Below are 22,346 nucleotides of genomic sequence, written 5' to 3'. Positions count from 1 at the left end.
CGAGCCATGGCCATGGATGCCAGCGAAATAGAGCGCCGGATCAAGGCGGCCCTCCCCGATGCCGATATCGACATACGCGATCTCGCCGGCGACGGCGACCACTGGGCGGCGACGGTGAAGTCCGAGCAGTTCCGCGGCAAGACGCGCGTGCAGCAGCACAAGCTGGTCTATGATTCCCTGCAAGGCGACATGGGCGGCGCCCTGCATGCTCTCGCGCTCCAGACCGTCGTGCCGGACTGATCGATGTCGCTGCGCGATTCGCTCGACCTGATCCGGACCGTGAAGCCCGATGCCGGCACCTCGGCCCTCGAATATGAGGTCATGGCCGAGCGCGCTGCTTCGCTGGGCGCCGCCGAGCAGCGCGTCGTCGCATCCATTGCCGCCCTGGCAGCGCCCGGCGATGATCGGGACGCCCGCCTCTCCGAGGCCCGTCGAACCGTCTGGGAATATTTCGTTCAGCGCGAACTGGTCGGCTTTCGCAAGCACAATGACGTGATTCAGGAGCTGAACATTCCCCGCGAAGTCATTGCCGGACTTGGCGCAATGCCGGCGGGGAAGCAACGGTGACGTCGGCGGCCGGCTGCCGTTTCTGCCTCGACAATCGTCTGCTGGCCGACGCACCCTTGTTTGCCAACGACACCTGCTATTTCCTCGAAAGCATCGATCCGGTCCTCACCCATGCGGGCATGATCGTCCCCTTTCGCCATAGCGACTCGCCCTTCGACCTGACAGCCGACGAGTGGCGTGACGCCTTCGAGCTGTTGCACCGGGCCAGGGTCCACCTGTCGCCCGCCGCCCCGGACGGATACACCATCGGCTGGAACGTGGGCGCCGCGGCCGGTCAGACCGTGGCGCATACGCACCTGCATATCGTGGCCCGCTTTGGCGACGAACCCTTGGCCGGGCTGGGCCTGCGCCATCATCTCAAGCAGCCGTCCAATCGGCGCCCACAGCGTGACCGAGAGTAACCCGTGACCCGCGCCGTCTTTTTCGATGTCGATGGGGTGCTGGTGCATGGCATGCATGCTCGCCCCGAGCTTTCCCGCCGCTGGGACACATCGCTGCATGCCGACATGGGTGTAGATCCCGAGCGATTTACTAAGGAGTTCATCTTTGACGTCTTCGTCAAGAAGGTGAGCGTCGGCAAAATGTCGGTGATCGAGGCGCTCGAGCGGCATCTTCCGTCGCTGGGCTATCGTGGCTCACCGATGACTTTCCATCACTATTGGCTGACGCAGGACAGCGTGCTCAATGCACCACTGCTGGATGCAATTCGGGTGTTGAAGGCTCGGACCGACATCCGACTTTATATCGCCACCAACCAGGAACATCTCCGTGCAACGTGGCTATGGAGCCATTTGGGCCTGAGCGAGCTGTTCGAGGACATCTTCTATTCGGCCCGCGCCGGCGTCAGGAAACCCGAAAAAGGCTTCTTCGACTTCATCGAGCAGCGCATCGGCCCGCAATCGGAGCCGCCGCTCTTCTTCGACGACACCCCCAAGGTCATCCAGGGCGCCCGCACGCATGGTTGGGAAGCCGTGCTGTTCGAGACGAACGAAGACTGCACTAGCCACCCCTGGATCGCCGCGCGGCTCTAGGTGCGTAGCCATGCGCTCACAATCATCGTCCCCTGCCGATGGTGATCTCGACAGCGCCCAAGTCCTGTCCTATTTAAGGGCAACAGCAAGCGGCCCTTGACCCCGCCCTTTCGAAAGGTTTTCGCCATGACCGACATCAACGCCTTCATCGACGACAAGGTGAAGAATAACGACGTGTTTCTGTTCATGAAGGGGTCGCCGGACTTTCCGCAATGCGGCTTTTCCGGCCAGGTCGTGCAGATCCTGAGCTATCTCGGCGTCGAGTATGACAGCGCCAATGTGCTGGAAAGCGCCGAATTGCGTGACGGCATAAAGGCTTACACCAACTGGCCGACTATCCCCCAGCTGTATGTGAAGGGTGAATTCGTCGGCGGCGCCGATATCGTGCGCGAGATGTTCCAGGCCGGCGAACTGCAGTCGCACCTGACCAATGCCGGTATTGCCGTCAAGCAAACCGCCTGATTTCCTGCGGTTTTCCTGCTCAAAGCCCGGTCCTCGACCGGGCTTTTCTGCATCATCACTGCAATTGATGGGCCCCATTCGGCAATATCACTTTGCGCGATCGCCGGCCGGGCGTAGATAGAACATCCACTTTCCGGATGCTCCCCATGACCACGTCCACGCTTCGCCCCGCAGTGCCGCTGCTTGTGCTGATCATCGCCGGCTGCATCATCGCCGCCATCGGCAATGGCGTCCGCACCAGCTTCGGCCTGTTCACCCTGCCGATGACATCCGATCTCGGGTTGACGCGCGAGGGCTGGGGCATGGCCATGGCGATCCAGAACCTGGCCTGGGGCATCGCCCAGCCCTTCGCCGGCGCCTTTGCCGATCGCGTCGGCACCGGCCGCACCATCGCGGCCGGCGCCGCGGTCTATGCGCTCGGCGTCCTCGGCATGGCGTTTTCGCCCGATGCCAGCATCATGGCGCTGACCGCCGGCGTCGTCACCGGCGTCGGCATCGCCATCTGCTCCTTCTCGGTGGTCATGGCCGCCTTCGGCCGCTCGGTCCCGATGGAAAAGCGCTCGCTGATCTTCGGCGTCGCCACCGCCGCCTCGTCCTTCGGCCAGTTCGCCTTCGCGCCGATCAGCCAGGGCTTCATCAATGCCTTCGGCTGGCAATCGGCCCTGCTCTATCTCGGCATGGCGCTGCTGCTGATCATTCCGCTGAGCTATGCCTTGCGCGGCCGCACCGAGAGCAGCACCGGCCAGGCCGACCTGCCCTTCATGGAGGCACTGGCCAAGGCCTGGGGCCATGGCTCCTATCGCCTGCTGGTGATCGGCTTCTTCGTCTGCGGCTTCCACCTGGCCTTCATCAACGTCCACATGCCGGCCTATCTGGTGCAATGCGGCCTGTCGCCGGAAGTCGGCTCCTGGACCATCGCCGTCATCGGCCTGTTCAACATTGCCGGCTCGCTGCTGTCGGGCTATCTCGGCGGCCGCCTGCCCAAGCAGTTGCTGCTGGCGACCATCTACTTCCTGCGTGCCCTGGCCATTGGCCTCTTCCTGCTGATTCCGGTCAGCGAGGTCACCGCCTATGCCTTCGCCGCCGCCATGGGCCTGCTCTGGCTCTCGACCGTTCCCCTGACGGCGGGGCTGGTGAGCCTGTTCTTCGGCGCCCGCTACATGGGCATGCTCTATGGCGTCGCCTTCCTCAGCCACCAGATCGGCTCCTTCGTCGGCGTCTGGCTGGGCGGCTACGTTTATGACCATACCGGCTCCTACAGCCTGGTCTGGTACCTCGGGATCGTGCTGGGCCTCGCCTCGGCCGCGGTACACATCCCGATCAACGAACGCAGCGCCCCCAGCTTCGCGCTCAAGCCAGCCTGATCCACGCGATCGGCGGGAACCATCGGTTCCTGCCGATACAGTCTTGCAAATGTCGCCTTGCGGGTACATGGTCCGCGCCTATTTCCCCGCGCCCGTTTCTCGCGGCGACCACCATTCCAGGTTCCTTTGATGTCCGATCATTTCACGCGGGTTCTCTCGCGCCCCGAATTCATTGCCCTCATGGCTGCCCTGATGGCGCTCAATGCGCTGGCCATCGATGTCATGCTGCCGGCTTTGCCCTATATGGGCGAGGCTCTTGGCGTGACGAGCGAGAACGAGCGGCAATATGTGATTGCCGCCTATATGCTGGGCATGGGCATTGCCGTGCTCGGCTTCGGCCCGCTCACCGACCGTTTCGGCCGGCGCGCGCCGCTGCTGGTGGGTATGGGCATCTATGTCGTGGCCGCCATTGCCGCCGTCTTCGCGCCGAGTTTTGCCGTGCTGCTGGTGCTGCGCTTCATCCAGGGCATGGGCGCCGCCAGCGTGCGCGTCATTGCCACGGCCGTCGTGCGTGACCGCTATTCGGGCCGTGAAATGGCCGAAGTCATGTCGCTGACCTTCATGGTCTTCATGGCCATCCCCATCGTCGCGCCGGGCATCGGCCAGGTGCTGCTGCTGACCGGGCCCTGGCAGGCCATCTTCATCTTCATGGGCGTGCTGGCCGCCGTGTTCTGGCTGTGGACCTATATTCGCCTGCCCGAGACCCTGCCGGTGGCCGCCCGCCGCCCGCTGAGCCTCAAGGCGGTGTTCGCCGGCTTCGTCATTGTCTTCACCAACCGCGTGGCCTTTTCCTACGGCCTGGCCGGCATGTTCCTGTTCGGCGCCCTCTTCGGCTTCATCAGCTCGGCCCAGCAGATTTACGTCGATATCTATGGGCTCGGCGTCTACTTCCCCGTCGCCTTCGCGGCCATGGCGGGGTTGATGGCGATTTCCTCCTTCACTAATTCGCGCATCGTGCGCCGGCTGGGCATGCGGCGGCTGTCGCATGGCGCCATCCTGTCCTTCACCGGCTTCAGCGCCATCTGGCTGGCCTTTGCCATGAGCGGCTTCCTGCCGCTCTGGCTGTTCTTCGCGCTGCTCGCCATCGTCATGTTCAGCTTCGGCTGGGCCGCCTCGAACATGAACTCGCTCTCCATGGAGCCGCTCGGCGCCGTGGCCGGCACGGCATCGGCCGTGTTCGGCTTCATCCAGACCGTGGGTGGCGCGCTGATCGGCAGCTATACCGGCCAGCATTTCAACGGCACCACCATTCCCGCGGCGACGGGCTATTTCCTCATGGGTGCGCTGGCGCTGATCTGCATTCTGGTCGCCGAAAAAGGCCGGCTGTTCGGCGTCGGCGAGCAATATGCCCATGGCGAGGTAGCGCCTGTGGGCGAGCACTGATCCCCTCGCCTCCCCCTTGGGGGAGAGGGTCACTTCGGACGCTTCACTCATGCACCGGGAGCCCCGGCTCGTTCGCCTCCTTCCCCCTTGAGGGGAGGGACCGAGGGAGGGGGTCCATCAGTGGACCACAAAGCCACCCCCTCCCCAGCTCTGCTACGGCCCTTTGGGCCGAGCGGCGCTACCCTCCCCTCAAGGGGGAGGGTCAGCAACCTGCTGCTCGTCACCCCTCCGCCGCCGGGCCTTCGATCTGGCTGCGATCGCTATACACATGATCGACCAGGCCCCAGTCGCGGGCCTGTTCGGGCGTCATGAAATTGTCCCGCTCCAGCGCGGCTTCGACCTCTTCATAGGTCCGGCCACAATGCCTGGCATAGAGATTGTGCATGCGGCGCTTGAGCCGCTGGCTCTCCTCGGCATGCAGCATGATATCGGTCACCTTGCCCTGATAGCCGCCTGATGGCTGGTGCAGCATGATCGAGGCATTGGGCAGGCAGATGCGCGTGCCCGGTTCGCCCGCCATCAGCAGGAACGAGCCGGCCGACATGGCCATGCCCATGCACAGCGTGCCCACCGGCGCCTTGATGAACTGCATCGTGTCATACATCGCCATGGCCGAGGTCACGACGCCGCCCGGCGAGTTGATATAGAGGTAGATTTCCTTCTTGGGATTTTCCGCCTCAAGGAACAGCAGTTGGGCGCAGACCAGGCTGGCCATGTTGTCCTCCACCTCGCCATTGACGAAGATGATCCGCTCCCGCAGCAGACGGGAATAGATATCGAAGCTCCGCTCTCCGCGTGTGGTCTGTTCGACGACCATAGGGACGAGTTGCATCATGTCGCGCATTGGCGATTTCTCCTGTTGAATGATTTGAATCCAAGTCCGGCAGGTCTTTCGCCTCCCTCCCCCTTGAGGGGAGGGATTGAGGGAGGGGGTCTATCAGTAGTCCACAGAACTACCCCCTCCCCAGCTTTGCCGGGCCCTGCGGGCCAGGCGCCGCTACCCTCCCCTCAAGGGGGAGGGGTGGGCAGAGCCGAGGCTAAGCAGCCAGCATGACCGGCCCGACAAGATTGCTGTTGGCCGCCACCAGCACGGTCATCGGTGCGTGGGTCAGCCGGAACCAGGTGCCGCCATCGCTGGTGGGCGTCAGCTCGAAGGTGACGAGACTATCCTCCATCCCCATGACGGCACCCTCCCCGGCTTCCCGCCAGCGATAGGTGAGGCTTTTGTTCTCTTCTGATGTGACCACCGCCAGGTCGATTTCCTGCGCGGGCCTGAGCCAGCGTTCGAGATATTGCGGAATGGTGAGCGCCCGCCAGACCTTTTCGGGCGGCGCATCGAGCGCACATTCGAACACCAGCGCGTCCGTCTCGGTCATTGGTCCATCTCCTTGAGCAGGTCCTTGAGCCCGTCGATCCGGCTCGGCCAGAAGGCGCGATAGCGCGCCAGCCATTCATGCAGCGGCGCCATACCGCCCGCTTCGACGCGGTAATTGACATAGCGCCCGTCGCGGCGCTCGCTGATCAGCCCGGCCCCGCGCAATACTGCGAGATGCTGGCTCATGGCGGGCTGCGAAATGGCAAAGCCCTCGCGCAACTCGGTGGCCGTCATCTCGGCCCCCGCCAGCCGCTCCAGCATGGCGCGGCGGGTCGGATCGGCCAGAACTTTGAAAATATCGGCATCGCTCATGCGCAACACATAAGCACAGACTTATGAGTCGTGGCAAGGGGGACGTTTGCCTCGGCGCCTCCCTGTCACCAGCCATCTGCGCAGTTGGAAGTAGAGGTATCCCCTAGAAAACAAACACTTCCCGGCGCAGCTCGGCCCAGGCGTCACGGTTGATCGCCACCAGCAGCCCGCCATCGACATGGCTGGGCAGATACGGCCCGCCATCCAGCCGCGCGGCATAGGCGCCCGCTTCCTGGCTGATGAGAACGCCCGCCAGATGGTCCCACGGCATCAGCTTGTTGTAGCAGAGGAACTGGGAATGGCCGGAAGCAAAGGTGCGATATTCGTGACCGGCGCAGCGGAAATTGGCTACCATGCGCACCTTGTCGAAATTGGACAGCACCTGCGGGCGCGACGCAGCCGGCATGAAGGCCACCGACGACGTGCCCACCATTTGCGCCAGCGGCAACGGCGCTGCCACATTGAGCCGAACCGCCTCGCCAGCGGGACGCCGCAGCCAGGCGCCGCCACCCTTTTCGGCCATCACCCAGTCATCGCCCATCGGATCGTAGATGATGCCGGCCACGGTTTCGCCCTTCGACACCACCGAAGCCATGGTGGCGAACAGCGGCAGGCCGGCGGCATAATTGGCGGTGCCGTCGATGGGATCGACGACAACCGCCAGATCGGCCGTCGCCAGCTTCGGCAGCAGGGCCGGATCGGCGGCAACCGATTCTTCGCCGACGAACAAGGCGTCGGGCATCCATTGGGCAATGCGCGCCTTGATGACGTTTTCGGTGGCGATATCGGCCTCGGTCACCAGGTCGATGGCCTCGGTCTTGACCTTCACCATGCTGGTATCGAGCCGACGGAAGCGCGGCAGGGCCTCGGCCCGGGCGGCGTCGCGCAGGATATTGGCAAGCGCCATGATGTCTGATGTCACAAGGCAGTCCTTTTGTCGAAGAGGCCGGCAAAGTCGAAGAGTTTGGTATCCAGCATATGGCTGGCATTGATATTGCCCAGGGCGCGGATCATCACATCCTTGCGGCCCGGCATGCGCTTCTCGATATCGCTCAGCATGGCCTTCATGGCATTGCGTTCCAGCCCATCCTGGCTGCCGCAGAGGTCGCAGGGGATGATCGGGAAGGCCATGGCGTCGGAGAAGCGTTGCAGGTCGTCCTCGGCGCAATAGATCAGCGGGCGCAGCACTTCGATATCGCCCTCATCATTGAGCAGGCGCGGCGGCATGGCGGCGAGGCGGCCGCCATGGAACATGTTCATGAAGAAGGTTTCGAGACTATCGTCGCGATGGTGCCCCAGCACCAGCGCCGTACAGCCCTCCTCCCGCGCGATGCGGTAGAGATTGCCCCGGCGCAGCCGCGAACAGAGCGAGCAATAGGTCGCGCCGGCGGGCAGCTTGTCGGTGACGATGGAATAGGTGTCCTTGTATTCGATGCGATGATCGATCCCCAACCCGGTCAGGAATTCGGGCAGGATATGCTTGGGAAAGTTCGGCTGGCCCTGGTCGAGATTGCAGGCCAGCAGCTCCACCGGCAGCATGCCGCGCCATTTGAGGTCGAGCAGCAGCGCCAGCAGGCCATAGCTGTCCTTGCCGCCGCTGAGGGCGACCAGCCACTTCTCGCCCGGCCGCACCATGGCGAACTTGTCCAGCGCCTCGCGCATATTGCGGATCAGCCGCTTGCGCAGCTTGTTGAATTCGCCGCTGCGCGGCGCATGGGCGTAGATCGGGTGCCCCCCGGCCTCGTCGTCGGCAACGGGCGCGGCGTCCATGACGTCACTCATGGCGAAACTCTCTTTCTGTCAGTGCCGTAGCTGATAGCGCCCTATCGCCGGCAGGGGAAGGAAAACCGGATGGTGCAAACCTTACCGAAGATTAATTTCCGTTCCTTGCTTTACGCCAAAAGCGACAGTTAGATGACGCCATCCCCTCGGCACCCAGGAGTCTCGCGGTGTTTCGATCTTTCTTTCCCGTTCCCAAGATTTTCTTCAGCTCGGCCGCACTCTGGCTGCTGGCGGCGGTGCTGCTGTGGTTCGCCATCGGTGAGCCGCTGCGCTCGGTCATCAGTATCGACCGCTTCACCCACCCTGCCATTTCCGCACCCGTCGAAGACGAGGTGGCTGTGGCCGCCCAGCAGTCCACTGGCGACCCGGTACTCGGCGATGAGCAGGCCAATCCGAATGCGCCAGCGACGACGGCGAGCGAGGCACCTGCCGGTCCGAACCCCACGGCAGCTGCCGAAGCGGGATCGCAGTTGAACTTCCTGACGGCTGAACGGGTATGGCTATACCAGTATGTGCTGATGACGGCGCTGATCTTCTGCGTCTTCTGGTACTTCTATAAGCGCAATGAATGGTACTGGTGGTCGGTGGTCTCCTCCACCGTCATCCTGCTGATCATCTATTTCCAGGTGCAGGTCTCGGCCTTCGTGAACGAATGGTCCGGCTCGTTCTTCAACACGATCCAACTGGCACTCACGCAACCTGGCTCCGTGTCACCGGAGCAGCTTTACGGGCTGACCTGGACCATCGTGCTTGTCACCATTCCCAGCATCCTCGTATCGGTGGCGCTGGCCTTCTACACCTCGCACTATGTATTCCGCTGGCGCAAGGCGATGAACTTCTACTACATGGCCTACTGGCCGCAAATCCGGACTACCGAGGGCGCCGCGCAGCGCGTGCAGGAAGATACGATGCGGTTCGCCCAGATCATGGAAGATCTGGGAACAGCCTTCTTCGACTCGCTGATTACCCTCGTCGTGTTCCTGCCCCTGCTCTGGCAACTCTCGGCCAATATCAGTGAGTTGCCGATTTTCGGCGCGACACCCGGCGGGCTTGTCTGGGTTGCGCTGGTGGGTGCAGCCGCCGGCACGGCCCTGCTGGCCGTGGTCGGCATCAAGCTGCCCGGCCTCAACTTCGCCAACCAAAGGGTCGAAGCCGCCTACCGCAAGGAACTGGTGTTCGGTGAAGAACACGCCGACCGGGCCGATCCGCCGACGATCCGCGAGCTGTTTGCCGGCGTTCAGAAGAACTATTTCCGGCTCTATTTCCACTACACCTATTTCAACCTCGCCCGCTACGGCTACACCAACATGGTGGGCTATGTGCCGCTGCTGATCATGGCGCCGTCCATCCTGGCGGGCACCCTGACCATGGGTCTCTACCAGCAGATCCAGATCGCCTTCGGCCAGGTGTTCGGCTCGTTCCAGTTCTTCGCCCGCGCCTGGACGGTCATCGTCGAGCTGCAGTCGGTGGTGATGCGCCTGCGCACTTTCGAAAGCTTCATCCCCAAGGATCAGGAGCCGATCAAGGAAAGCGTCAGCGACGCAACGCCGGCGCAATAGCGCCGGTGTCCATTCCCGCAAAACAAAAAGGGCCGCTCCGAGGAGCGGCCCTTCCAATTCTGATTTCGACTTCGCTTAGCGCGAGTAGAATTCGACGACCAGGTTCGGTTCCATCTGGACCGGGTACGGCACGTCCGACAGCGCCGGAACGCGGGCGAAGGTGGCGGTCATCTTGTTGTGGTCGACCTCGACATAGTCGGGAACGTCACGCTCGGCGAGCTGGGTGGCTTCGATCAGCACGGTGAGCTGCTTGGAGCGCTCGCGCACTTCGACCTTGTCGCCGACCTTGACCTGATAGGACGGGATGTTGACGCGCTTGCCGTTGACCAGGATGTGGCCGTGCGACACGAACTGGCGCGCGGCGAACACGGTAGCAACGAACTTGGCGCGGTACACCACGGCGTCCAGGCGGCTCTCGAGCAGGCCGATCAGGTTCTCGCCGGTGTCGCCCTTGACGCGGGCAGCTTCGGTGTAGAGCTTCTTGAAAGCCTTTTCAGTGACCGAGCCGTAATAGCCCTTGAGCTTCTGCTTGGCGCGGAGCTGCAGACCATAGTCCGACAGCTTGCCCTTGCGGCGCTGGCCATGCTGGCCGGGGCCATAGGCACGGGCGTTGAGCGGGGACTTCGGACGACCCCAGATATTTTCGCCAAGACGGCGATCGATCTTGTACTTGGCTGAATGACGCTTCGACATCGCGTATCCTTTTCTCGACGCACGGCCCCGAAAAGTTGCAGACTTTTCGGACAAGGCCATGCGTCTGGTTGACGAATGGATCGCGCCCTCCTCTGCTCTCCTTGCGGAGAGCCGACAGACTCCAGATATTTGAGGAATCCCGGGTGCGCCTATGGGCCGACGGCCCGGATAGGTGGGCGCCTGATAGAGCGGAAAGCCGCGGGAGTCAAGCAGATGAGGGTCTATAGCCCATCCTGGCCCTCGACCACGACAATGTCGGCGATGGCCGCGCCGGCCCGCAGCGGAATGATCGCCTGATAGGCGGGGGAGCGATAGCAGGCAAGCGCCAGCTCGTAGCTGTCGAACTCGATGATGATGGCGCGCTGGCGCGTGGCGCCTTCGACGGCTTCGCGGCGCCCACCCCGCACCAGGAACCGGCCGCCAAACGGCGCCAGCGTCGCATCGATGGCCGCGCTATATTCATTATAGCGGCCCATGTCCTCGACATCGACCTGCGCGATCCAATAACCCTTGGCCATCCCTGCCCTCCTACGCCATTTTCTTGTCGAGGCCGCGCTGCTCGCGCAAGGCGGGGAAAATACGGCTCCAGATGATGGCGATGCCGATGGCGCCGACGCCCCCGATGGCCACCGCGGCGACCGGCCCGACGAAATGGGCCACCGTGCCGGCGCGGAATTCGCCCAGCTCATTGGACGCCCCGATGAATACCGAATTGACCGCGTTGACCCGCCCGCGCACCTCTTCGGGCGTCCAGAGCTGCATGATGGTCTCGCGAATGGTGACGCTGACCATGTCGGCGGCGCCGACCAGCGCCAGCGCGGGAATGGAGACCCAGACCGTGGTCGAAAGCCCGAAGACCAGCGTGAACAGACCGAAAAGCCCGACGAACAGGAACAGCAGCTTGCCGGCATGGTCGCGAATGGGAAAGCGCGTCAACCACAGCGCCATCATGATGGCGCCGATGCCCGGCGCAGCGCGCAACAGGCCGAGTTCCTGCGGCCCGGCATGCAGGATATCCTTGGCATAGACCGGCAGCAGCGCCACCGCGCCGCCCATCAGCACCGCGAACATGTCGAGCGAAATGGCGCCAAGCACCACCTTGTTGGAGAAAATATAGCGGAAGCCGCCGAAAATGGTCTCGATGCTGGTGGCCTGGTGCGACTCGCGCTGTGCCGGGCGCGGAATCAGCAGCACGCAGACCACCGCAAGCAGCAGCAGCGTCGCGCCGGTGCCGAAGGCGACGGTGGGGGCAATGCCGTAGAGCAGCCCGCCGGCGGCCGGCCCCATGATCGAGGCGGCCTGCCAGGCAGAGGCATTGACGGTGATGGCGTTGCTGAGCGCTTCAGGCGGCACCAGGTTGGGCGCCAGCGATTGCGCCGCCGGTCCCCAGAAGGCGCGGGCCGTGCCCAGCACGACCAGGATACCGAAAATGGGCCAGACCTCGTGCGCCTCGGCATTGACGAAGGCAAGAAAGCCCAGCGCACACAGCAGCTCGACCGACAGGCAGATTGCCATGATCAGCCGGCGATTGAAGCGGTCGGCCGTCAGGCCGGTGACCAGGATAAGCAGCAGCGCCGGCAGGAACAGGCTGAGGCCGACCAGCCCGAGCAGGAACACATTGCCGGTGACGTCATAGATCTGCCAGGCGATGGAGACCGACATGATCTGTACGGCAAAGCTGACCAGCAAGGTGGTCAGCCAGAAAAATCGGAAACCGGTATAGCTGAAGGCAAGGCGGGACGGCTCGGCGGGATTGGCGGTGCTCATGGCTTGGGAGTGCCACGGCGTTTTGTCGCAGTCAAAGGCTTCTTCACCTTCCCTTTGGGGGAGTAAAGGCCCCCACACCCGGCGCTGCGCGCCGATCTCTCCCCCAAAGGGAGAGGCAACGGTGTCAGCCCTGCTCCTCCGACTTCTTCTGCCTGTTGGGATTGGGCCGCTGGTGGCGGCGGTCGATGGAGGAGATGACGCCGCGCAGGGTGCGGATTTCCTGGCTGGTGAACTTGCCGCGCTCGAGCATGGTGCGCAGGTTGTTGATGACCGTGGGACGCTTGTCGGGCGCGGTAAAAAAGCCCGATCCGTCCAGCGTGCTTTCGAGATGACCGAAGAGGCCGATCAGTTCTTCGCGTGGCGCCACCTCGGCCATGGCATCGGTGAATGGCAGCGTGGTGCCGAGATCGCTGTGCCGCCGCCACTCATAGGCCATCAGCAGCACTGCCTGGGCAATATTGAGCGAAGCGAAAGCCGGTTCGACCGGCAGGGTGACGATGGTGTCGGCCAACGCCACTTCCTCGTTGAGCAGGCCCCATTTTTCGCGACCGAACAGCAGGCCGACACCCTTGCCGATGCCGATCTGGGCCGCCATGCGCTGCGCGGCCTCATCAGGGCCGATGACTTCCTTCTGCATGTCGCGCGAGCGCGCGGTGGTGGCGAGAACCAGCGTCAGGTCGGCAATGGCCTCTTCCAGCGTCTCGAAGACGCGGACGCGTTCGATGACATGGTCGGCGCGGGAGGCCGCGGCAACGGCCCGCTCGTTGGGCCAGCCGTCGCGGGGCCGCACCAGGCGCAGGTCCCAAAGGCCGAAATTGGCCATGGCCCGCGCCGCCGTGCCGATATTCTCGCCCAGTTGCGGCTCGCACAGGATCACCGCCGGCGACGCCCGCAGCTCGATTTTGAGGGATGTGTCGGTTCCGGCCATATCACCCAATCCAGAAAGATCAGGCGCTCATAGCCCCTTTCGCCGGCCCAAGGCAATTCAGGCGACGCGATTGCGTACCGGCAAGTCCTTGACCTTGGTCGATCGCTGCCATTCGCGGTCGAGAATTGCGAAATGCAATTCCTCGTCCCATTCGCCCTGGAACAGGGCGTGTTCGCGGTAGTGCGCCTCGAGCCGCATGCCCAGTTGCTGCATCAGCTTGATGGAATGATGGTTGCGCCCGTCGCTGCGGGCAAAGACCCGGTGAATGCGGAAATGATCGAAGGCCAGATCGAACAGAGCGCCCAGCGCTTCGCCAGCATAGCCCTGGCCCGCATGGACGGGATTGACGACGAAACGCACTTCACCCTGCCCCGCGGTGGCATCGGACCAATGCAAGGCCACATGCCCGATCAGCGCCTGGTCGCCCCTGCGCACCGCGGCCAGCGTCAGGGTATCGCCGGGACGCTGCAGACTCACATGCCCACGCATGACGTTGAGCGCGTCTGGGACCTCCGAGCGGTCACGCGTACGGCTGAAGACGTAGCGCTGCACCGAGGGCAGCGCATGATAGGCCATGAGGCCTTCAATGTCGCTGCGTTCGAAGGTTCGCAGGGTCAGACGGTCGGTTTGAATGGGCAAAATCAGTGACGTCATGATAGCTGCGATCCCTCCGCATGGTCGTTGCAAGCCCAAAGCCCCCAACGCCGCCAAAGTCGCGGAAGTTCCTGCCACTGCTGGAAAAGAATACTAATGGACGGCGATCACGGACCGGCACGCAAAGGGGCGGAAAACGAGCTCTCCCGACCCAGCCACTCGCGGCGCAGCATGGCATAGATATACTCTTCGTCCCACGCCCCCTTGAACAGGGCGTGCTCGCGGAAATGCGCCTCGCGCCGCATCCCGAGCCGCTCCATGAGCCGCCAGGAGGCATCGTTGCGCGTGTCGCAGCGGGCGGCGACACGGTGGATGTCACCGGCGCCGAATGCCAGATCGAGTATGGCGGTGGCCGCCTCGGTGGCGTAGCCCTGTCCCTGGTATTCCGGATCGAAAATCCAGCCGACCTCGGCCTGCCGCGCATCGGCGCTGCGCAGGATCAGGGAGACCTCGCCGACAACGCTGCCGGTCTTGGTGAGGTCCACGGCCAGGATGATCTTGTCGCCATCGCCTTCGAGCGCCACCTGGCCGATGCGCTGCTGCACCGCCAGGGCGCATTCCTCCCGGCTCAGGGCGACATCGAAGAGATAGCGCGCCACGTCCTCGCGGCGCCGGTAGGCGTAGACGGCATCGACGTCCCCCCGTGTGAAGGGCCGCAGCGTCAACCGGTCGGTGGCGATCGGGTAGTCGGGATAGAGCGGCATGCCTCCCCTCGCTGGCGCAATACTGTCGCCACTGCGGCGCACAAAGGCAAGACCAACCCCTTGCCGGTGTGGAAACCGCGTGCCAGCCTCAGCCCATGAGCAGCAGCGAACGCCCCCTTGTCGATCTCACCGCCAGATGCGCCTGCGGCAGCGTGGGCCTATCGGTCCGCGGGCCGGTGGTCTCGATGCTGATGTGCTCCTGCCTCGATTGCCAGCGGGCCACCGGATCGGGCCATGCGACGGTGGCGCTGGTGCCGGCGGCGGCGTTGCAACTTGATGGCGTAGCGAAATCCTTCGATCGGCCAAGCAACTCCGGCGCGACCTTCACGCGATACTTCTGCCCCGACTGCGGCACGCCACTCTATGGCCAATCCTCGCGTGCGCCCGACATGCGGATGATCCCGGTGGGGTTCTTCGCCGGGCAGAATGACTGGTTCGAGCCCAACCAACTGATCTTCGCCCGCAGCCGGCAGGCCTGGGACCTCATTGCCGACCACCTGCCCCGACATGAAACCTACCGGCAGGGCGCGGCAAGATGAGTCTCGCCTCCGAGGAACTGTCCGACCGCATCCGCGAGCATCTCGGGCTGCATCCGGCCGTCGCCGAGCAGCGGATGTTCGGGGGCCGCTGCTTCATGCTCAATGGCAACATGCTGGTCTGCCCGATGAAGGATGGCGGCATGCTGGTGCGGGTGGGCAAGGACGGCCATGCGGACGCCCTCGCCCGGCCCGGCGCCCGACCCATGACCATGGGCGGCAGGACCATGTCGGGCTTCATCGAAGTGACCGGCGACGTGCTGGAGGAGGATGACGTGCTGCGCGACTGGATCGTGCTGGCCCGCAGCTTCGTCGATACCCTGCCGGCAAAATAGCGGTCAGGCCGGCGCCTTGCCGAAGACCAGAGCCGCATTGACACCACCGAAGCCGAACGAATTCGACAATGCGTAGTCGATGGGCTTGGGCTTGGCGACATTGGGCACCAGGTCGAAAATATCGGCTTCTTCCACCGGGTCATCGAGATTGATGGTGGGCGGCAGCAGGCCTTCGCGCAGTGCCTTGACCGAAATGATGGCTTCGAGCGCGCCGGCGGCCCCCAGCAGGTGGCCGGTGGCCGACTTGGTGGAGGAAACCGCCAGATCCTTGCCCCGGCCGGGAAAGACGGCGGCGATGCCGGCGATTTCGGCGGTGTCGCCGACGGCTGTGGACGTGGCGTGGGCGTTGACATAGCCGACCTGGCGCTGATCGACGCCGGCCATGGCCAGCGCATTGCGCATGGCGACCTGCGCCCCGGCGCCATCGGGTGAACCGGCCGTCAGGTGATAGGCATCTGCCGAGGTGCCGTAGCCGGCCACCACGGCCAGCGGTTTCGCCCCGCGCGCCAAAGCGTGGCTGAGCTTTTCGATAACCAGCACGGCGGCGCCTTCGGCCAGCACGAAGCCGTCATGGCCCTTGTCGAAGGGGCGTGAGGCCTTGTGCGGTTCGCCGGCATGGCTGGGGCTCAAGGCGCGCGAGGCGCCGAAGCCGCCGATGGAAATGGGATCGACCGAGCCTTCGGCGCCGCCGACCACGGCGACTTCGGCCTCGCCGGTCATGATCAGGCGCATGCCGTCGCCGATAGCCTGGGCCGAGGCGGCACAGGCGGTGACCGGCGTGCCGATGGGGCCGCGGAAGCTATGGAGGATGGACAGCCAGCCGGCCGCCAGGTTGGCGAGGAACGAGGGCACGGTGAACGGCGACAGCCGGCGCGGTCCCTTGGTCTGGATGATTTCCACCGCGCGGGCCATGACCGGCGAACCCCCGACGCCGGAGCCGATGATGGTGGCGGTGGCCAACTGATCCTCGAGCGCGGTGGGGTGCCAGCCGGCCTGGTCCAGCGCCTCGCTGGCAGCGCCGATGGCATATTGGATGAACAGGTCCATCTTCTTGATCTCCTTGCCGTCGATGAAGTCGGCGGGATCAAAGCCATTGGGATCGGCCGGCTTGGCGGGCACCAGCCCGGCAATGTGGGCGACGAACTCACCGGTATCGAAGCGATCGTTGTGGACAATACCGCTGCGCCCGCTGACGAGGCCCTGCCACAGCGCCTCGACGCCGACGCCCAGCGGGCTGACGGCGCCCATGCCGGTGACAACGATGGGATCGGCGGGATCGGGCTTCAGCATGGGTTTCTCCAGTGTGTTCGGGCACGGCGGCGGTTGCGCCGAGAACGGGGCTAGACGCGGGACAGTTGCCGGAGACCGGCGATCATGGTGTCGAAATCGGGATCGGACAGCAGGCTGCGCAATTCCGCCTGCGCCTTGCGCCATTCTGGCAGCAGGTCATCAATGACCTTGCGGCCCGCCTCCGTGACGGCGCCGATACGGCCATTGCCATGGGCGGCGGGCGTGGCGGAAACGAGGCGCTTGCGTTCGAGCAAAGCAAGATTGCGCGACAGCGTCGTGCGATCCATGGCGATGGCCTCCGCCATCTCCGTTACCGAGCGGCCTGGATGGTTGCGGAGCGAACCCAGAATGGTGAACTGGGCGCCGGTGACGCCGTAGGGGCGCAGCTTGTGATCGACCCGCCGCGTGACGGCTCGTGCCGCCATGCGGGTGTTCAGCACCATGCAGAGATCGAAGTCATCCTTCATGCTTGCTCAGGTAAGCGTGTATATGCACGATGTCAACGGCATGCCCCCTTGCCCTTTGCCCGCTTTGCGCTGCCGCGCGCCGATGCTATAGGGCTCGCCGAAGGCCAGACGGCCATATGTGGAATTCAGGGAGATGTTTCCGATGAGCAAGATCAAAGTCGCCAATCCGGTCGTCGATCTCGACGGCGACGAGATGACAAGGATCATCTGGCAGGCGATCAAGGACAAGCTCATCCATCCCTATCTCGACCTGCCGATCGAATATTATGACCTGAGCGTGGAAAGCCGCGACGCCACCAACGACCAGATCACCATCGACAGCGCCAATGCCATCAAGAAGTACGGCGTCGGCATCAAATGCGCCACCATCACCCCCGATGAGCAGCGCGTCGAGGAATTCGGCCTCAAGAAGATGTGGAAGTCGCCCAACGGCACCATCCGCAACATTTTGGGCGGCGTGATCTTCCGCGAACCCATCATCTGCAAGAACGTGCCGCGCCTGGTGCCCGGCTGGACCCAGCCGATCATCGTCGGCCGCCATGCCTTCGGCGACCAGTACCGCGCCACCGACTTCACCTTCCCCGGCAAGGGCACGCTGACCATCAAGTTCACCGGCGAAGACGGCAAGGTCATCGAGCACGAAGTGTTCCAGGCGCCCGGCGCCGGCGTGGCCATGGCCATGTACAACCTGGACGACTCGATCCGCGACTTTGCCTATTCGAGCTTCAACTACGGCCTCGCCCGCGGCGTGCCGGTGTATCTCAGCACCAAGAACACCATCCTCAAGGCCTATGACGGGCGCTTCAAGGATATCTTCCAGGAAATCTACGAGGCCGAATTCAAGGAAAAGTTCGAAGCCAAGAAGATCTGGTACGAGCACCGCCTGATCGACGACATGGTCGCCTCGGCCCTCAAGTGGTCCGGCGGTTACGTCTGGGCCTGCAAGAACTATGACGGCGACGTGCAGTCCGACATCGTGGCGCAGGGCTTCGGCTCGCTCGGCCTGATGACTTCGGTCCTGGCCACGCCCGACGGCAAGATCGTCGAAGCCGAAGCCGCCCACGGAACGGTGACCCGTCACTACCGCCAGCACCAGCAGGGCAAGGAAACCTCCACGAACTCGACTGCCTCGATCTTCGCCTGGACCCGCGGCCTGGCCCACCGCGCCAAGCTCGACGACAACGAGGCGCTGGCCAAGTTCGCCGCGACGCTGGAAAAGGTCACCGTCGACACGATCGAGGAAGGCAAGATGACCAAGGACCTGAGCCTGCTGGTCGGTCCCGACCAGCCGTGGCTCTCGACCCTGGGCTTCCTCGACGCCATCGACCAGAACCTGCAGAAGGCCATGGCGTAAGCCATTCCGCCACATGTGAATTTGAAAGGCCGGGTTTTGCGACCCGGCCTTTTTCATTTTCGCCATAGGCACATGAATGTGCCTTGCAACCCCAGGCAGACTATATTTTCACGATCCCTTGAGTGCCCGGCGGGTGCTCCCATATTGAGCCCACAACACGGGAGCAACATCATGCGCACTGCCATCACTCTGGCGCTGGGGACCATCCTGGGGCTGACGCTGGCCGGGACGGCCCATGCCGAGAGCCGCAGCTTCGAGCTCAGCGGCTTCGACAAGGTCGATATCGCCGCCGGCCTCGACGCCGTGATCCGTCAGGGCGACTTCGCCGTCAGCGCGACCTCCAACAATCTCGACGCCCTCGACAACCTGCAATTGAGCGTCGTCGACGGCGTGCTGCGCGCCCGGCTGGATGAGAGCTTTCTCGATTTCATCTTCAGCGGCGGCCTGGTGGGCATGCTGATCAACGACAACACCCTGACCATAGACATCACCCTGCCCGCGCTCACCGGGCTGGAGGCCAGCGCCGGCGCCGATGTCAGGGCAGAGGGCATCACCAGCGACCAACTGGATGTCACCGCCTCGAGCGGCGCCAATATCTCGCTGCCCGATGCCAGGCTCGGCACCGTCCGCGCCGGCTCCTCCAGCGGCGCGGACCTCACCCTGTCGGGCACGGCCGACTCCATCAGTGCCGAAGCCTCCAGCGGTGCCGATCTGGATGCCGCAGACCTGGTTGCAGCCACGGCAAAGGCGGAAGCCTCCAGCGGCGCCGATGTTTCCGTCCATGCCACGGCCCGCCTCGCGGTCAACGCGTCCAGCGGCGGCGACGTCAACGTCCATGGCAATCCCGCGGAGCGCGATGTGGACACATCGAGCGGCGGCGACGTCCATTTCGAGGACTGAGCCAGACAAAAAGGGCGCCCACCGGACGCCCTTTTCACCTATGGGGATCGACTACTTGGTCTTGCCGGCGGCGGCCTCGACGGTCAGTTCGAAGCGCTCGCCGCCCTTGATGGTAACCGGCGTCTCGGTGACGGCATCGCCGATCGTGGTGGCGACGACATAGTCGCCGGCCGGCAACGCCGCCTGCAGGTCCGGCCCATAGCCGTAGTGGAAGGACTTGCGGTTGCCGTCGATGCTCCTGGCCGCGCCGAACACTTCGACATAATTGTCGCCCGGCGTGGTGACGGAGAGAATGCCGGCATCGAGCACGATGGGCACTTCGCTCAGCTCCGCCGTCCTGACCGAGAACGGCACCTCGCCTTCGGCGCCGCCGAGGCGATAGGCAGCCACATAATCGCCCTGCGGCAGCTCGAAGCTGAGATCGCCGCCATACTGATAGGCAACGGACTTGCGGCTGCCATCGATCGCTTTTGCCGCTTCGAAGACCTCGACGAAAATATCGGTCTCGACCGGCATGCCCTGGACATAGAGCGAGGTGAGCCTGGCAACACCAACGCCGACGATGACGTCTTCGTCGATGGTCTCGCCCGCCGCCACGTCATAGCTGCGGGCGACGGTGGCCTCGCCGATGGAGACATCGACCTCCAGGGCACCGGCCGGAACCACCAGGTTGGTGTCGCCATAATTGGTGGTGACATATTCGCCGGCACTGCGGATTTCGATGGAAGCGTTGTCGTCGACCTCGGCACCCTCGCTGGGCCGCGGGTGCAGCTTGAGGATGGCGCCGTTGAGGATGAAATGCGGCGCGGCGACCTTGCCGGCCGCGATGGTGACGGGCTGCTCCGCGCTGGCATAGCCCATGGTGGCGGTCATGATGTAGTCGCCGGGTTCCAGCGAGCCTTCGAAGTCCGAATTGTAGTCGGTGCCGATATAGTCGCCCCGGCTGCCGTCGGCCGCCACCTTGTACCATTCCCAGACCAGGTCGGCATTCTCGCTGGCGAGATCGGGGCCACCCTCGGAGAGGGAGGCGGTGGGCTTGTAGTTGAAATCGGCGACAGGCTCGGGTTCCGGCTCCGGGGCGGGTTCGGGTTCGGCCTGCGCGATCTGCGCCACTGTGGTCGTCAGCGCCTCGACCAGGGCATCGCCGTCATTGGCCGAGAGATACTTGCCGCCGGTATTCTCGGCGAGGCAGGCCACCTGCTGACCCTCATCGTCGGAGAGGCCGAAGCCAAGGACATGCGTGGTGAAATCGATACCCCGGCTCTCGAGATCGGCCGCCAGGGCACAGGGATCGACCTCGCAGGTTTCAAGACCATCGGTGATGAGAATCACGGTGGCCTTCTGTTCGGTGAACTGCAAATCCTCGGCGGCGAGGCGCACCGCATCGGAAATCGGCGTCATGCCCTTGGGGTTGATGCCATCGGCGGCCGCCGCGATGGCGGCGCCGGTGCCGGCGGCCGGATCGACCAGCATTTCGATATCGGCGCAATTGCCCTTCTCGCGATGACCGTAGGTCATGAAGCCGAGCTCGAGATCGCCAGGCAGCGTCGCCAGCACTTCGTGCAGCGTCTCGCGGGCAATGGTGATACGCGCCTTGCCGTCGATCTGCGCCCACATCGAGCCCGAGCCGTCCAGCACGATAATGGCGCGTTCGGCAGCAACAGCCGGTAGCGCCAGGCCGAGCGCCGCGACCGCCGCCAGCAAGAAGTTTCGAACAATCCGCATGGGTAGCCCTCCAGCAGTGGCGACCTCGACTATCGAACGCCGCACAATAGGGCGCAATTGAAATCATGCGCCAGATGACGCCGGAATGAATGCTTCGTTCAGACAGTAGGGTAACCTGCTGCAACTATTCGCCACCCGTTTTGCGCCAGCGCAGCAGGCCGACGAAAAACAGCCCGCCGATAATGCCGGTCAGCACGCCGATCGGCATATCCTGCGGCGGCATGAGGATGCGGGCGGCGATATCGGCCAGCACGAGGAAGATGGCCCCGACCAGCGCGGAGAGCGGCAGCACCCGCCGATAGTCGCCGCCAACGCCCATTCGAACGATATGGGGAACCATAAGCCCGACAAAAGCGATGACGCCGGAAAAGGCCACCGCCGAGCCGGTGAGCAGCGCGCAGACGACGAAGACCGTGAGCCGGAAGCGGCCGGCGGGAATGCCCAGCGTCGTGGCGCTTTCGTCGCCCAGGGTCATGGCGTTGAGGGCGCGCGCCCGCGCGACGAGATAGGAGCCGCAAAGCACCAGGGCCGCCAATGGAAACGGCAATTGCGGCCATTGCGCCAGGCCCAGCCCGCCCAGCATCCAGAACACCACCGTATGGGCCGCCCGGGGATCGCCGAGGAAGATGAAGAGGTTCCCCGCCGCAGTGATGATGAAGCTGACGGCGACGCCCGCCAGCACCAGCCTTCCGGCGCTCTGCGACCTTGTGAGATTGGAAACCGCCAGCACCAGCCCGGTCGCGAACAGCGCCCCGAAGAAGGCAAAAAGCGGCACTGTGACGAGACCGAGGAACATGCCGGTATGCAGCAGCACCAGGATGGCCCCGAAAGCCGCGCCAGACGAGATGCCGAGCAGGTGCGGATCGGCCAGCGGATTGCGGGTGACCGATTGCAGAGCGGCACCGACGACGGCGAGGCTGGCCCCGACAATGGCCCCGAGCACGATGCGCGGCAGGCGTACCTCCCAGACAATGGCCTCGCGCCCAGCAGACCAGTCCACGACGACGCTGCCGGGCATGAGCCTGGACGCGACGATGCGCCAGACCGTTTCGACGGGGATGGGCACCGCCCCTGCCCCCACCGCCACCGACATGGTGACGGCGAGCAGGATGATCAGCCCTACGATAAGGGCCGGCAGCCAGTGGGCCGCGGCATGGC

At 64.2% G+C, this 22,346-nt stretch carries 27 protein-coding genes; 12 read left to right on the top strand and 15 right to left on the bottom strand.

The features are described from left to right. Positions 1–6: 6 nt before the first annotated feature. The 7 genes from ASD80_RS10100 (at position 7) to ASD80_RS10070 (ending at position 4,807) form a co-directional block, all read left to right on the top strand. Positions 7–240 (top strand): BolA/IbaG family iron-sulfur metabolism protein, encoded by a 234-nt coding sequence (locus ASD80_RS10100; RefSeq protein WP_056232281.1) that lies wholly within the window; start codon positions 7–9, stop codon positions 238–240. Between the two features lie 3 nt (positions 241–243). After that, complete coding sequence (locus tag ASD80_RS10095) at positions 244–567, top strand: DUF6665 family protein (protein ID WP_056232277.1); 324 nt, start codon at positions 244–246, stop codon at positions 565–567. Further along, entirely contained in the window at positions 564–968 is a 405-nt protein-coding gene (locus tag ASD80_RS10090) for an HIT family protein (RefSeq protein ID WP_056232274.1), read from the top strand. The genes ASD80_RS10095 and ASD80_RS10090 overlap by 4 nt, the downstream gene beginning before the upstream one ends. A gap of 3 nt (positions 969–971) precedes the next feature. Beyond that, positions 972–1,598 carry an HAD-IA family hydrolase gene (locus tag ASD80_RS10085; RefSeq protein ID WP_056232271.1) on the top strand — a complete coding sequence of 209 codons (627 nt, stop codon included), beginning with the start codon at positions 972–974 and terminating at the stop codon, positions 1,596–1,598. Positions 1,599–1,724: 126 nt separating this feature from the next. Then, complete coding sequence (gene grxD, locus ASD80_RS10080) at positions 1,725–2,060, top strand: Grx4 family monothiol glutaredoxin (protein ID WP_056232267.1); 336 nt, start codon at positions 1,725–1,727, stop codon at positions 2,058–2,060. A 146-nt stretch (positions 2,061–2,206) separates the two neighbouring features. Next, positions 2,207–3,424 (top strand): MFS transporter, encoded by a 1,218-nt coding sequence (locus ASD80_RS10075; protein ID WP_056232757.1) that lies wholly within the window; start codon positions 2,207–2,209, stop codon positions 3,422–3,424. A 129-nt stretch (positions 3,425–3,553) separates the two neighbouring features. Next, a complete protein-coding gene (locus tag ASD80_RS10070; protein WP_056232264.1) occupies positions 3,554–4,807 on the top strand; it encodes a multidrug effflux MFS transporter in 1,254 nt (417 codons plus the stop codon). Positions 4,808–5,027: 220 nt separating this feature from the next. Here ASD80_RS10070 and ASD80_RS10065 read toward each other — a convergent pair whose 3' ends face one another. The 5 genes from ASD80_RS10065 to ttcA form a co-directional block, all read right to left on the bottom strand. Next, positions 5,028–5,651, bottom strand: coding sequence for an ATP-dependent Clp protease proteolytic subunit (locus ASD80_RS10065; RefSeq protein WP_056232261.1), 624 nt, complete (start codon positions 5,649–5,651; stop codon positions 5,028–5,030). 193 nt (positions 5,652–5,844) lie between these two features. Beyond that, positions 5,845–6,183: an SRPBCC family protein gene (locus ASD80_RS10060; RefSeq protein WP_056232259.1), complete on the bottom strand. Its 339-nt coding sequence runs from the start codon at positions 6,181–6,183 to the stop codon at positions 5,845–5,847. After that, on the bottom strand, positions 6,180–6,494 hold the full coding sequence (locus tag ASD80_RS10055; RefSeq protein WP_056232255.1) for an ArsR/SmtB family transcription factor: 315 nt from the start codon (positions 6,492–6,494) through the stop codon (positions 6,180–6,182). The genes ASD80_RS10060 and ASD80_RS10055 overlap by 4 nt, the downstream gene beginning before the upstream one ends. A 103-nt stretch (positions 6,495–6,597) precedes the next feature. Then, positions 6,598–7,401 (bottom strand): inositol monophosphatase family protein, encoded by an 804-nt coding sequence (locus tag ASD80_RS10050; protein ID WP_082555187.1) that lies wholly within the window; start codon positions 7,399–7,401, stop codon positions 6,598–6,600. Between the two features lie 11 nt (positions 7,402–7,412). Beyond that, entirely contained in the window at positions 7,413–8,276 is an 864-nt protein-coding gene (gene ttcA / locus ASD80_RS10045) for a tRNA 2-thiocytidine(32) synthetase TtcA (protein WP_056232250.1), read from the bottom strand. A gap of 167 nt (positions 8,277–8,443) precedes the next feature. On the opposite strand from ttcA, the gene ASD80_RS10040 reads away from it, so the two are divergent. Beyond that, positions 8,444–9,835, top strand: coding sequence for an SbmA/BacA-like family transporter (locus ASD80_RS10040; protein WP_056232247.1), 1,392 nt, complete (start codon positions 8,444–8,446; stop codon positions 9,833–9,835). Positions 9,836–9,910: 75 nt separating this feature from the next. Here the strand turns inward: ASD80_RS10040 and rpsD are convergent, their stop codons facing one another. The 6 genes from rpsD to ASD80_RS10010 all read right to left on the bottom strand — a co-directional run bounded on the left by rpsD (position 9,911) and on the right by ASD80_RS10010 (position 14,581). Continuing rightward, positions 9,911–10,528: a 30S ribosomal protein S4 gene (rpsD, locus tag ASD80_RS10035; RefSeq protein ID WP_056232244.1), complete on the bottom strand. Its 618-nt coding sequence runs from the start codon at positions 10,526–10,528 to the stop codon at positions 9,911–9,913. Positions 10,529–10,749: 221 nt separating this feature from the next. Next, positions 10,750–11,046 (bottom strand): DUF1330 domain-containing protein, encoded by a 297-nt coding sequence (locus tag ASD80_RS10030; RefSeq protein WP_056232242.1) that lies wholly within the window; start codon positions 11,044–11,046, stop codon positions 10,750–10,752. 10 nt (positions 11,047–11,056) lie between these two features. Beyond that, positions 11,057–12,295 carry an MFS transporter gene (locus ASD80_RS10025; RefSeq protein ID WP_056232234.1) on the bottom strand — a complete coding sequence of 413 codons (1,239 nt, stop codon included), beginning with the start codon at positions 12,293–12,295 and terminating at the stop codon, positions 11,057–11,059. Positions 12,296–12,419: 124 nt separating this feature from the next. Beyond that, complete coding sequence (locus tag ASD80_RS10020) at positions 12,420–13,223, bottom strand: RNA methyltransferase (RefSeq protein ID WP_056232231.1); 804 nt, start codon at positions 13,221–13,223, stop codon at positions 12,420–12,422. Between the two features lie 57 nt (positions 13,224–13,280). Beyond that, entirely contained in the window at positions 13,281–13,877 is a 597-nt protein-coding gene (locus ASD80_RS10015; RefSeq protein ID WP_056232229.1) for a GNAT family N-acetyltransferase, read from the bottom strand. A gap of 107 nt (positions 13,878–13,984) precedes the next feature. Further along, positions 13,985–14,581 (bottom strand): GNAT family N-acetyltransferase, encoded by a 597-nt coding sequence (locus tag ASD80_RS10010; protein ID WP_056232226.1) that lies wholly within the window; start codon positions 14,579–14,581, stop codon positions 13,985–13,987. A gap of 95 nt (positions 14,582–14,676) precedes the next feature. On the opposite strand from ASD80_RS10010, the gene ASD80_RS10005 reads away from it, so the two are divergent. Together ASD80_RS10005 and ASD80_RS10000 are read left to right on the top strand one after the other, a co-directional pair. After that, positions 14,677–15,120 (top strand): GFA family protein, encoded by a 444-nt coding sequence (locus ASD80_RS10005; RefSeq protein WP_056232223.1) that lies wholly within the window; start codon positions 14,677–14,679, stop codon positions 15,118–15,120. After that, the gene (locus tag ASD80_RS10000) at positions 15,117–15,452 is read left to right on the top strand and encodes a TfoX/Sxy family protein (RefSeq protein ID WP_056232221.1); all 336 of its coding nucleotides are present in this window, start codon (positions 15,117–15,119) and stop codon (positions 15,450–15,452) included. Before ASD80_RS10005 ends, ASD80_RS10000 begins: the two co-directional genes overlap by 4 nt. A gap of 3 nt (positions 15,453–15,455) precedes the next feature. On the opposite strand, the gene fabF is transcribed toward ASD80_RS10000, so the two are convergent. Both fabF and ASD80_RS09990 read right to left on the bottom strand, forming a co-directional pair. After that, positions 15,456–16,742 (bottom strand): beta-ketoacyl-ACP synthase II, encoded by a 1,287-nt coding sequence (fabF, locus tag ASD80_RS09995; RefSeq protein ID WP_056232219.1) that lies wholly within the window; start codon positions 16,740–16,742, stop codon positions 15,456–15,458. A gap of 50 nt (positions 16,743–16,792) precedes the next feature. After that, on the bottom strand, positions 16,793–17,209 hold the full coding sequence (locus ASD80_RS09990; protein WP_056232216.1) for a MarR family winged helix-turn-helix transcriptional regulator: 417 nt from the start codon (positions 17,207–17,209) through the stop codon (positions 16,793–16,795). A 142-nt stretch (positions 17,210–17,351) separates the two neighbouring features. On the opposite strand from ASD80_RS09990, the gene ASD80_RS09985 reads away from it, so the two are divergent. Continuing rightward, on the top strand, positions 17,352–18,563 hold the full coding sequence (locus ASD80_RS09985; RefSeq protein WP_056232754.1) for an NADP-dependent isocitrate dehydrogenase: 1,212 nt from the start codon (positions 17,352–17,354) through the stop codon (positions 18,561–18,563). Between the two features lie 171 nt (positions 18,564–18,734). Next, entirely contained in the window at positions 18,735–19,463 is a 729-nt protein-coding gene (locus tag ASD80_RS09980) for a head GIN domain-containing protein (protein WP_056232214.1), read from the top strand. 51 nt (positions 19,464–19,514) lie between these two features. Here ASD80_RS09980 and ASD80_RS09975 read toward each other — a convergent pair whose 3' ends face one another. Together ASD80_RS09975 and ASD80_RS09970 are read right to left on the bottom strand one after the other, a co-directional pair. Then, the gene (locus ASD80_RS09975; protein ID WP_056232211.1) at positions 19,515–21,188 is read right to left on the bottom strand and encodes a vWA domain-containing protein; all 1,674 of its coding nucleotides are present in this window, start codon (positions 21,186–21,188) and stop codon (positions 19,515–19,517) included. Between the two features lie 124 nt (positions 21,189–21,312). Beyond that, positions 21,313–22,326 carry a FecCD family ABC transporter permease gene (locus ASD80_RS09970; RefSeq protein WP_056232752.1) on the bottom strand — a complete coding sequence of 338 codons (1,014 nt, stop codon included), beginning with the start codon at positions 22,324–22,326 and terminating at the stop codon, positions 21,313–21,315. Positions 22,327–22,346: the final 20 nt, after the last annotated feature.

Origin of the sequence: Devosia sp. Root635 (assembly GCF_001427605.1) — a bacterium.
In the GTDB taxonomy this organism is placed as follows: domain Bacteria; phylum Pseudomonadota; class Alphaproteobacteria; order Rhizobiales; family Devosiaceae; genus Devosia.
Note: the sequence above shows the minus strand (reverse complement) of the source record. Positions and strands in the feature narration are given on the sequence as shown.

Excerpts from the sequence above, each read along its gene's own strand:
- ASD80_RS10065 (WP_056232261.1), bottom strand. The coding sequence starts at position 5,651 with ATGCGCGACATGATGCAACTCGTCCCTATGGTCGTCGAACAGACCACA.
- ASD80_RS10050 (WP_082555187.1), bottom strand. The coding sequence starts at position 7,401 with ATGGCGCTTGCCAATATCCTGCGCGACGCCGCCCGGGCCGAGGCCCTG.
- ASD80_RS10005 (WP_056232223.1), top strand. The coding sequence starts at position 14,677 with ATGAGCAGCAGCGAACGCCCCCTTGTCGATCTCACCGCCAGATGCGCC.
- ASD80_RS10010 (WP_056232226.1), bottom strand. The coding sequence starts at position 14,581 with ATGCCGCTCTATCCCGACTACCCGATCGCCACCGACCGGTTGACGCTG.
- ASD80_RS10070 (WP_056232264.1), top strand. The coding sequence starts at position 3,554 with ATGTCCGATCATTTCACGCGGGTTCTCTCGCGCCCCGAATTCATTGCC.
- grxD (WP_056232267.1), top strand. The coding sequence starts at position 1,725 with ATGACCGACATCAACGCCTTCATCGACGACAAGGTGAAGAATAACGAC.
- fabF (WP_056232219.1), bottom strand. The coding sequence starts at position 16,742 with ATGCTGAAGCCCGATCCCGCCGATCCCATCGTTGTCACCGGCATGGGC.
- ASD80_RS10055 (WP_056232255.1), bottom strand. The coding sequence starts at position 6,494 with ATGAGCGATGCCGATATTTTCAAAGTTCTGGCCGATCCGACCCGCCGC.
- ASD80_RS10000 (WP_056232221.1), top strand. The coding sequence starts at position 15,117 with ATGAGTCTCGCCTCCGAGGAACTGTCCGACCGCATCCGCGAGCATCTC.
- ASD80_RS10075 (WP_056232757.1), top strand. The coding sequence starts at position 2,207 with ATGACCACGTCCACGCTTCGCCCCGCAGTGCCGCTGCTTGTGCTGATC.
- ASD80_RS10100 (WP_056232281.1), top strand. The coding sequence starts at position 7 with ATGGCCATGGATGCCAGCGAAATAGAGCGCCGGATCAAGGCGGCCCTC.
- ASD80_RS09990 (WP_056232216.1), bottom strand. The coding sequence starts at position 17,209 with ATGAAGGATGACTTCGATCTCTGCATGGTGCTGAACACCCGCATGGCG.
- ASD80_RS09980 (WP_056232214.1), top strand. The coding sequence starts at position 18,735 with ATGCGCACTGCCATCACTCTGGCGCTGGGGACCATCCTGGGGCTGACG.
- ASD80_RS10020 (WP_056232231.1), bottom strand. The coding sequence starts at position 13,223 with ATGGCCGGAACCGACACATCCCTCAAAATCGAGCTGCGGGCGTCGCCG.
- ASD80_RS10030 (WP_056232242.1), bottom strand. The coding sequence starts at position 11,046 with ATGGCCAAGGGTTATTGGATCGCGCAGGTCGATGTCGAGGACATGGGC.
- ASD80_RS09985 (WP_056232754.1), top strand. The coding sequence starts at position 17,352 with ATGAGCAAGATCAAAGTCGCCAATCCGGTCGTCGATCTCGACGGCGAC.
- ASD80_RS10095 (WP_056232277.1), top strand. The coding sequence starts at position 244 with ATGTCGCTGCGCGATTCGCTCGACCTGATCCGGACCGTGAAGCCCGAT.
- ASD80_RS10015 (WP_056232229.1), bottom strand. The coding sequence starts at position 13,877 with ATGACGTCACTGATTTTGCCCATTCAAACCGACCGTCTGACCCTGCGA.
- ASD80_RS09975 (WP_056232211.1), bottom strand. The coding sequence starts at position 21,188 with ATGCGGATTGTTCGAAACTTCTTGCTGGCGGCGGTCGCGGCGCTCGGC.
- ASD80_RS10025 (WP_056232234.1), bottom strand. The coding sequence starts at position 12,295 with ATGAGCACCGCCAATCCCGCCGAGCCGTCCCGCCTTGCCTTCAGCTAT.
- ASD80_RS10060 (WP_056232259.1), bottom strand. The coding sequence starts at position 6,183 with ATGACCGAGACGGACGCGCTGGTGTTCGAATGTGCGCTCGATGCGCCG.
- rpsD (WP_056232244.1), bottom strand. The coding sequence starts at position 10,528 with ATGTCGAAGCGTCATTCAGCCAAGTACAAGATCGATCGCCGTCTTGGC.
- ttcA (WP_056232250.1), bottom strand. The coding sequence starts at position 8,276 with ATGAGTGACGTCATGGACGCCGCGCCCGTTGCCGACGACGAGGCCGGG.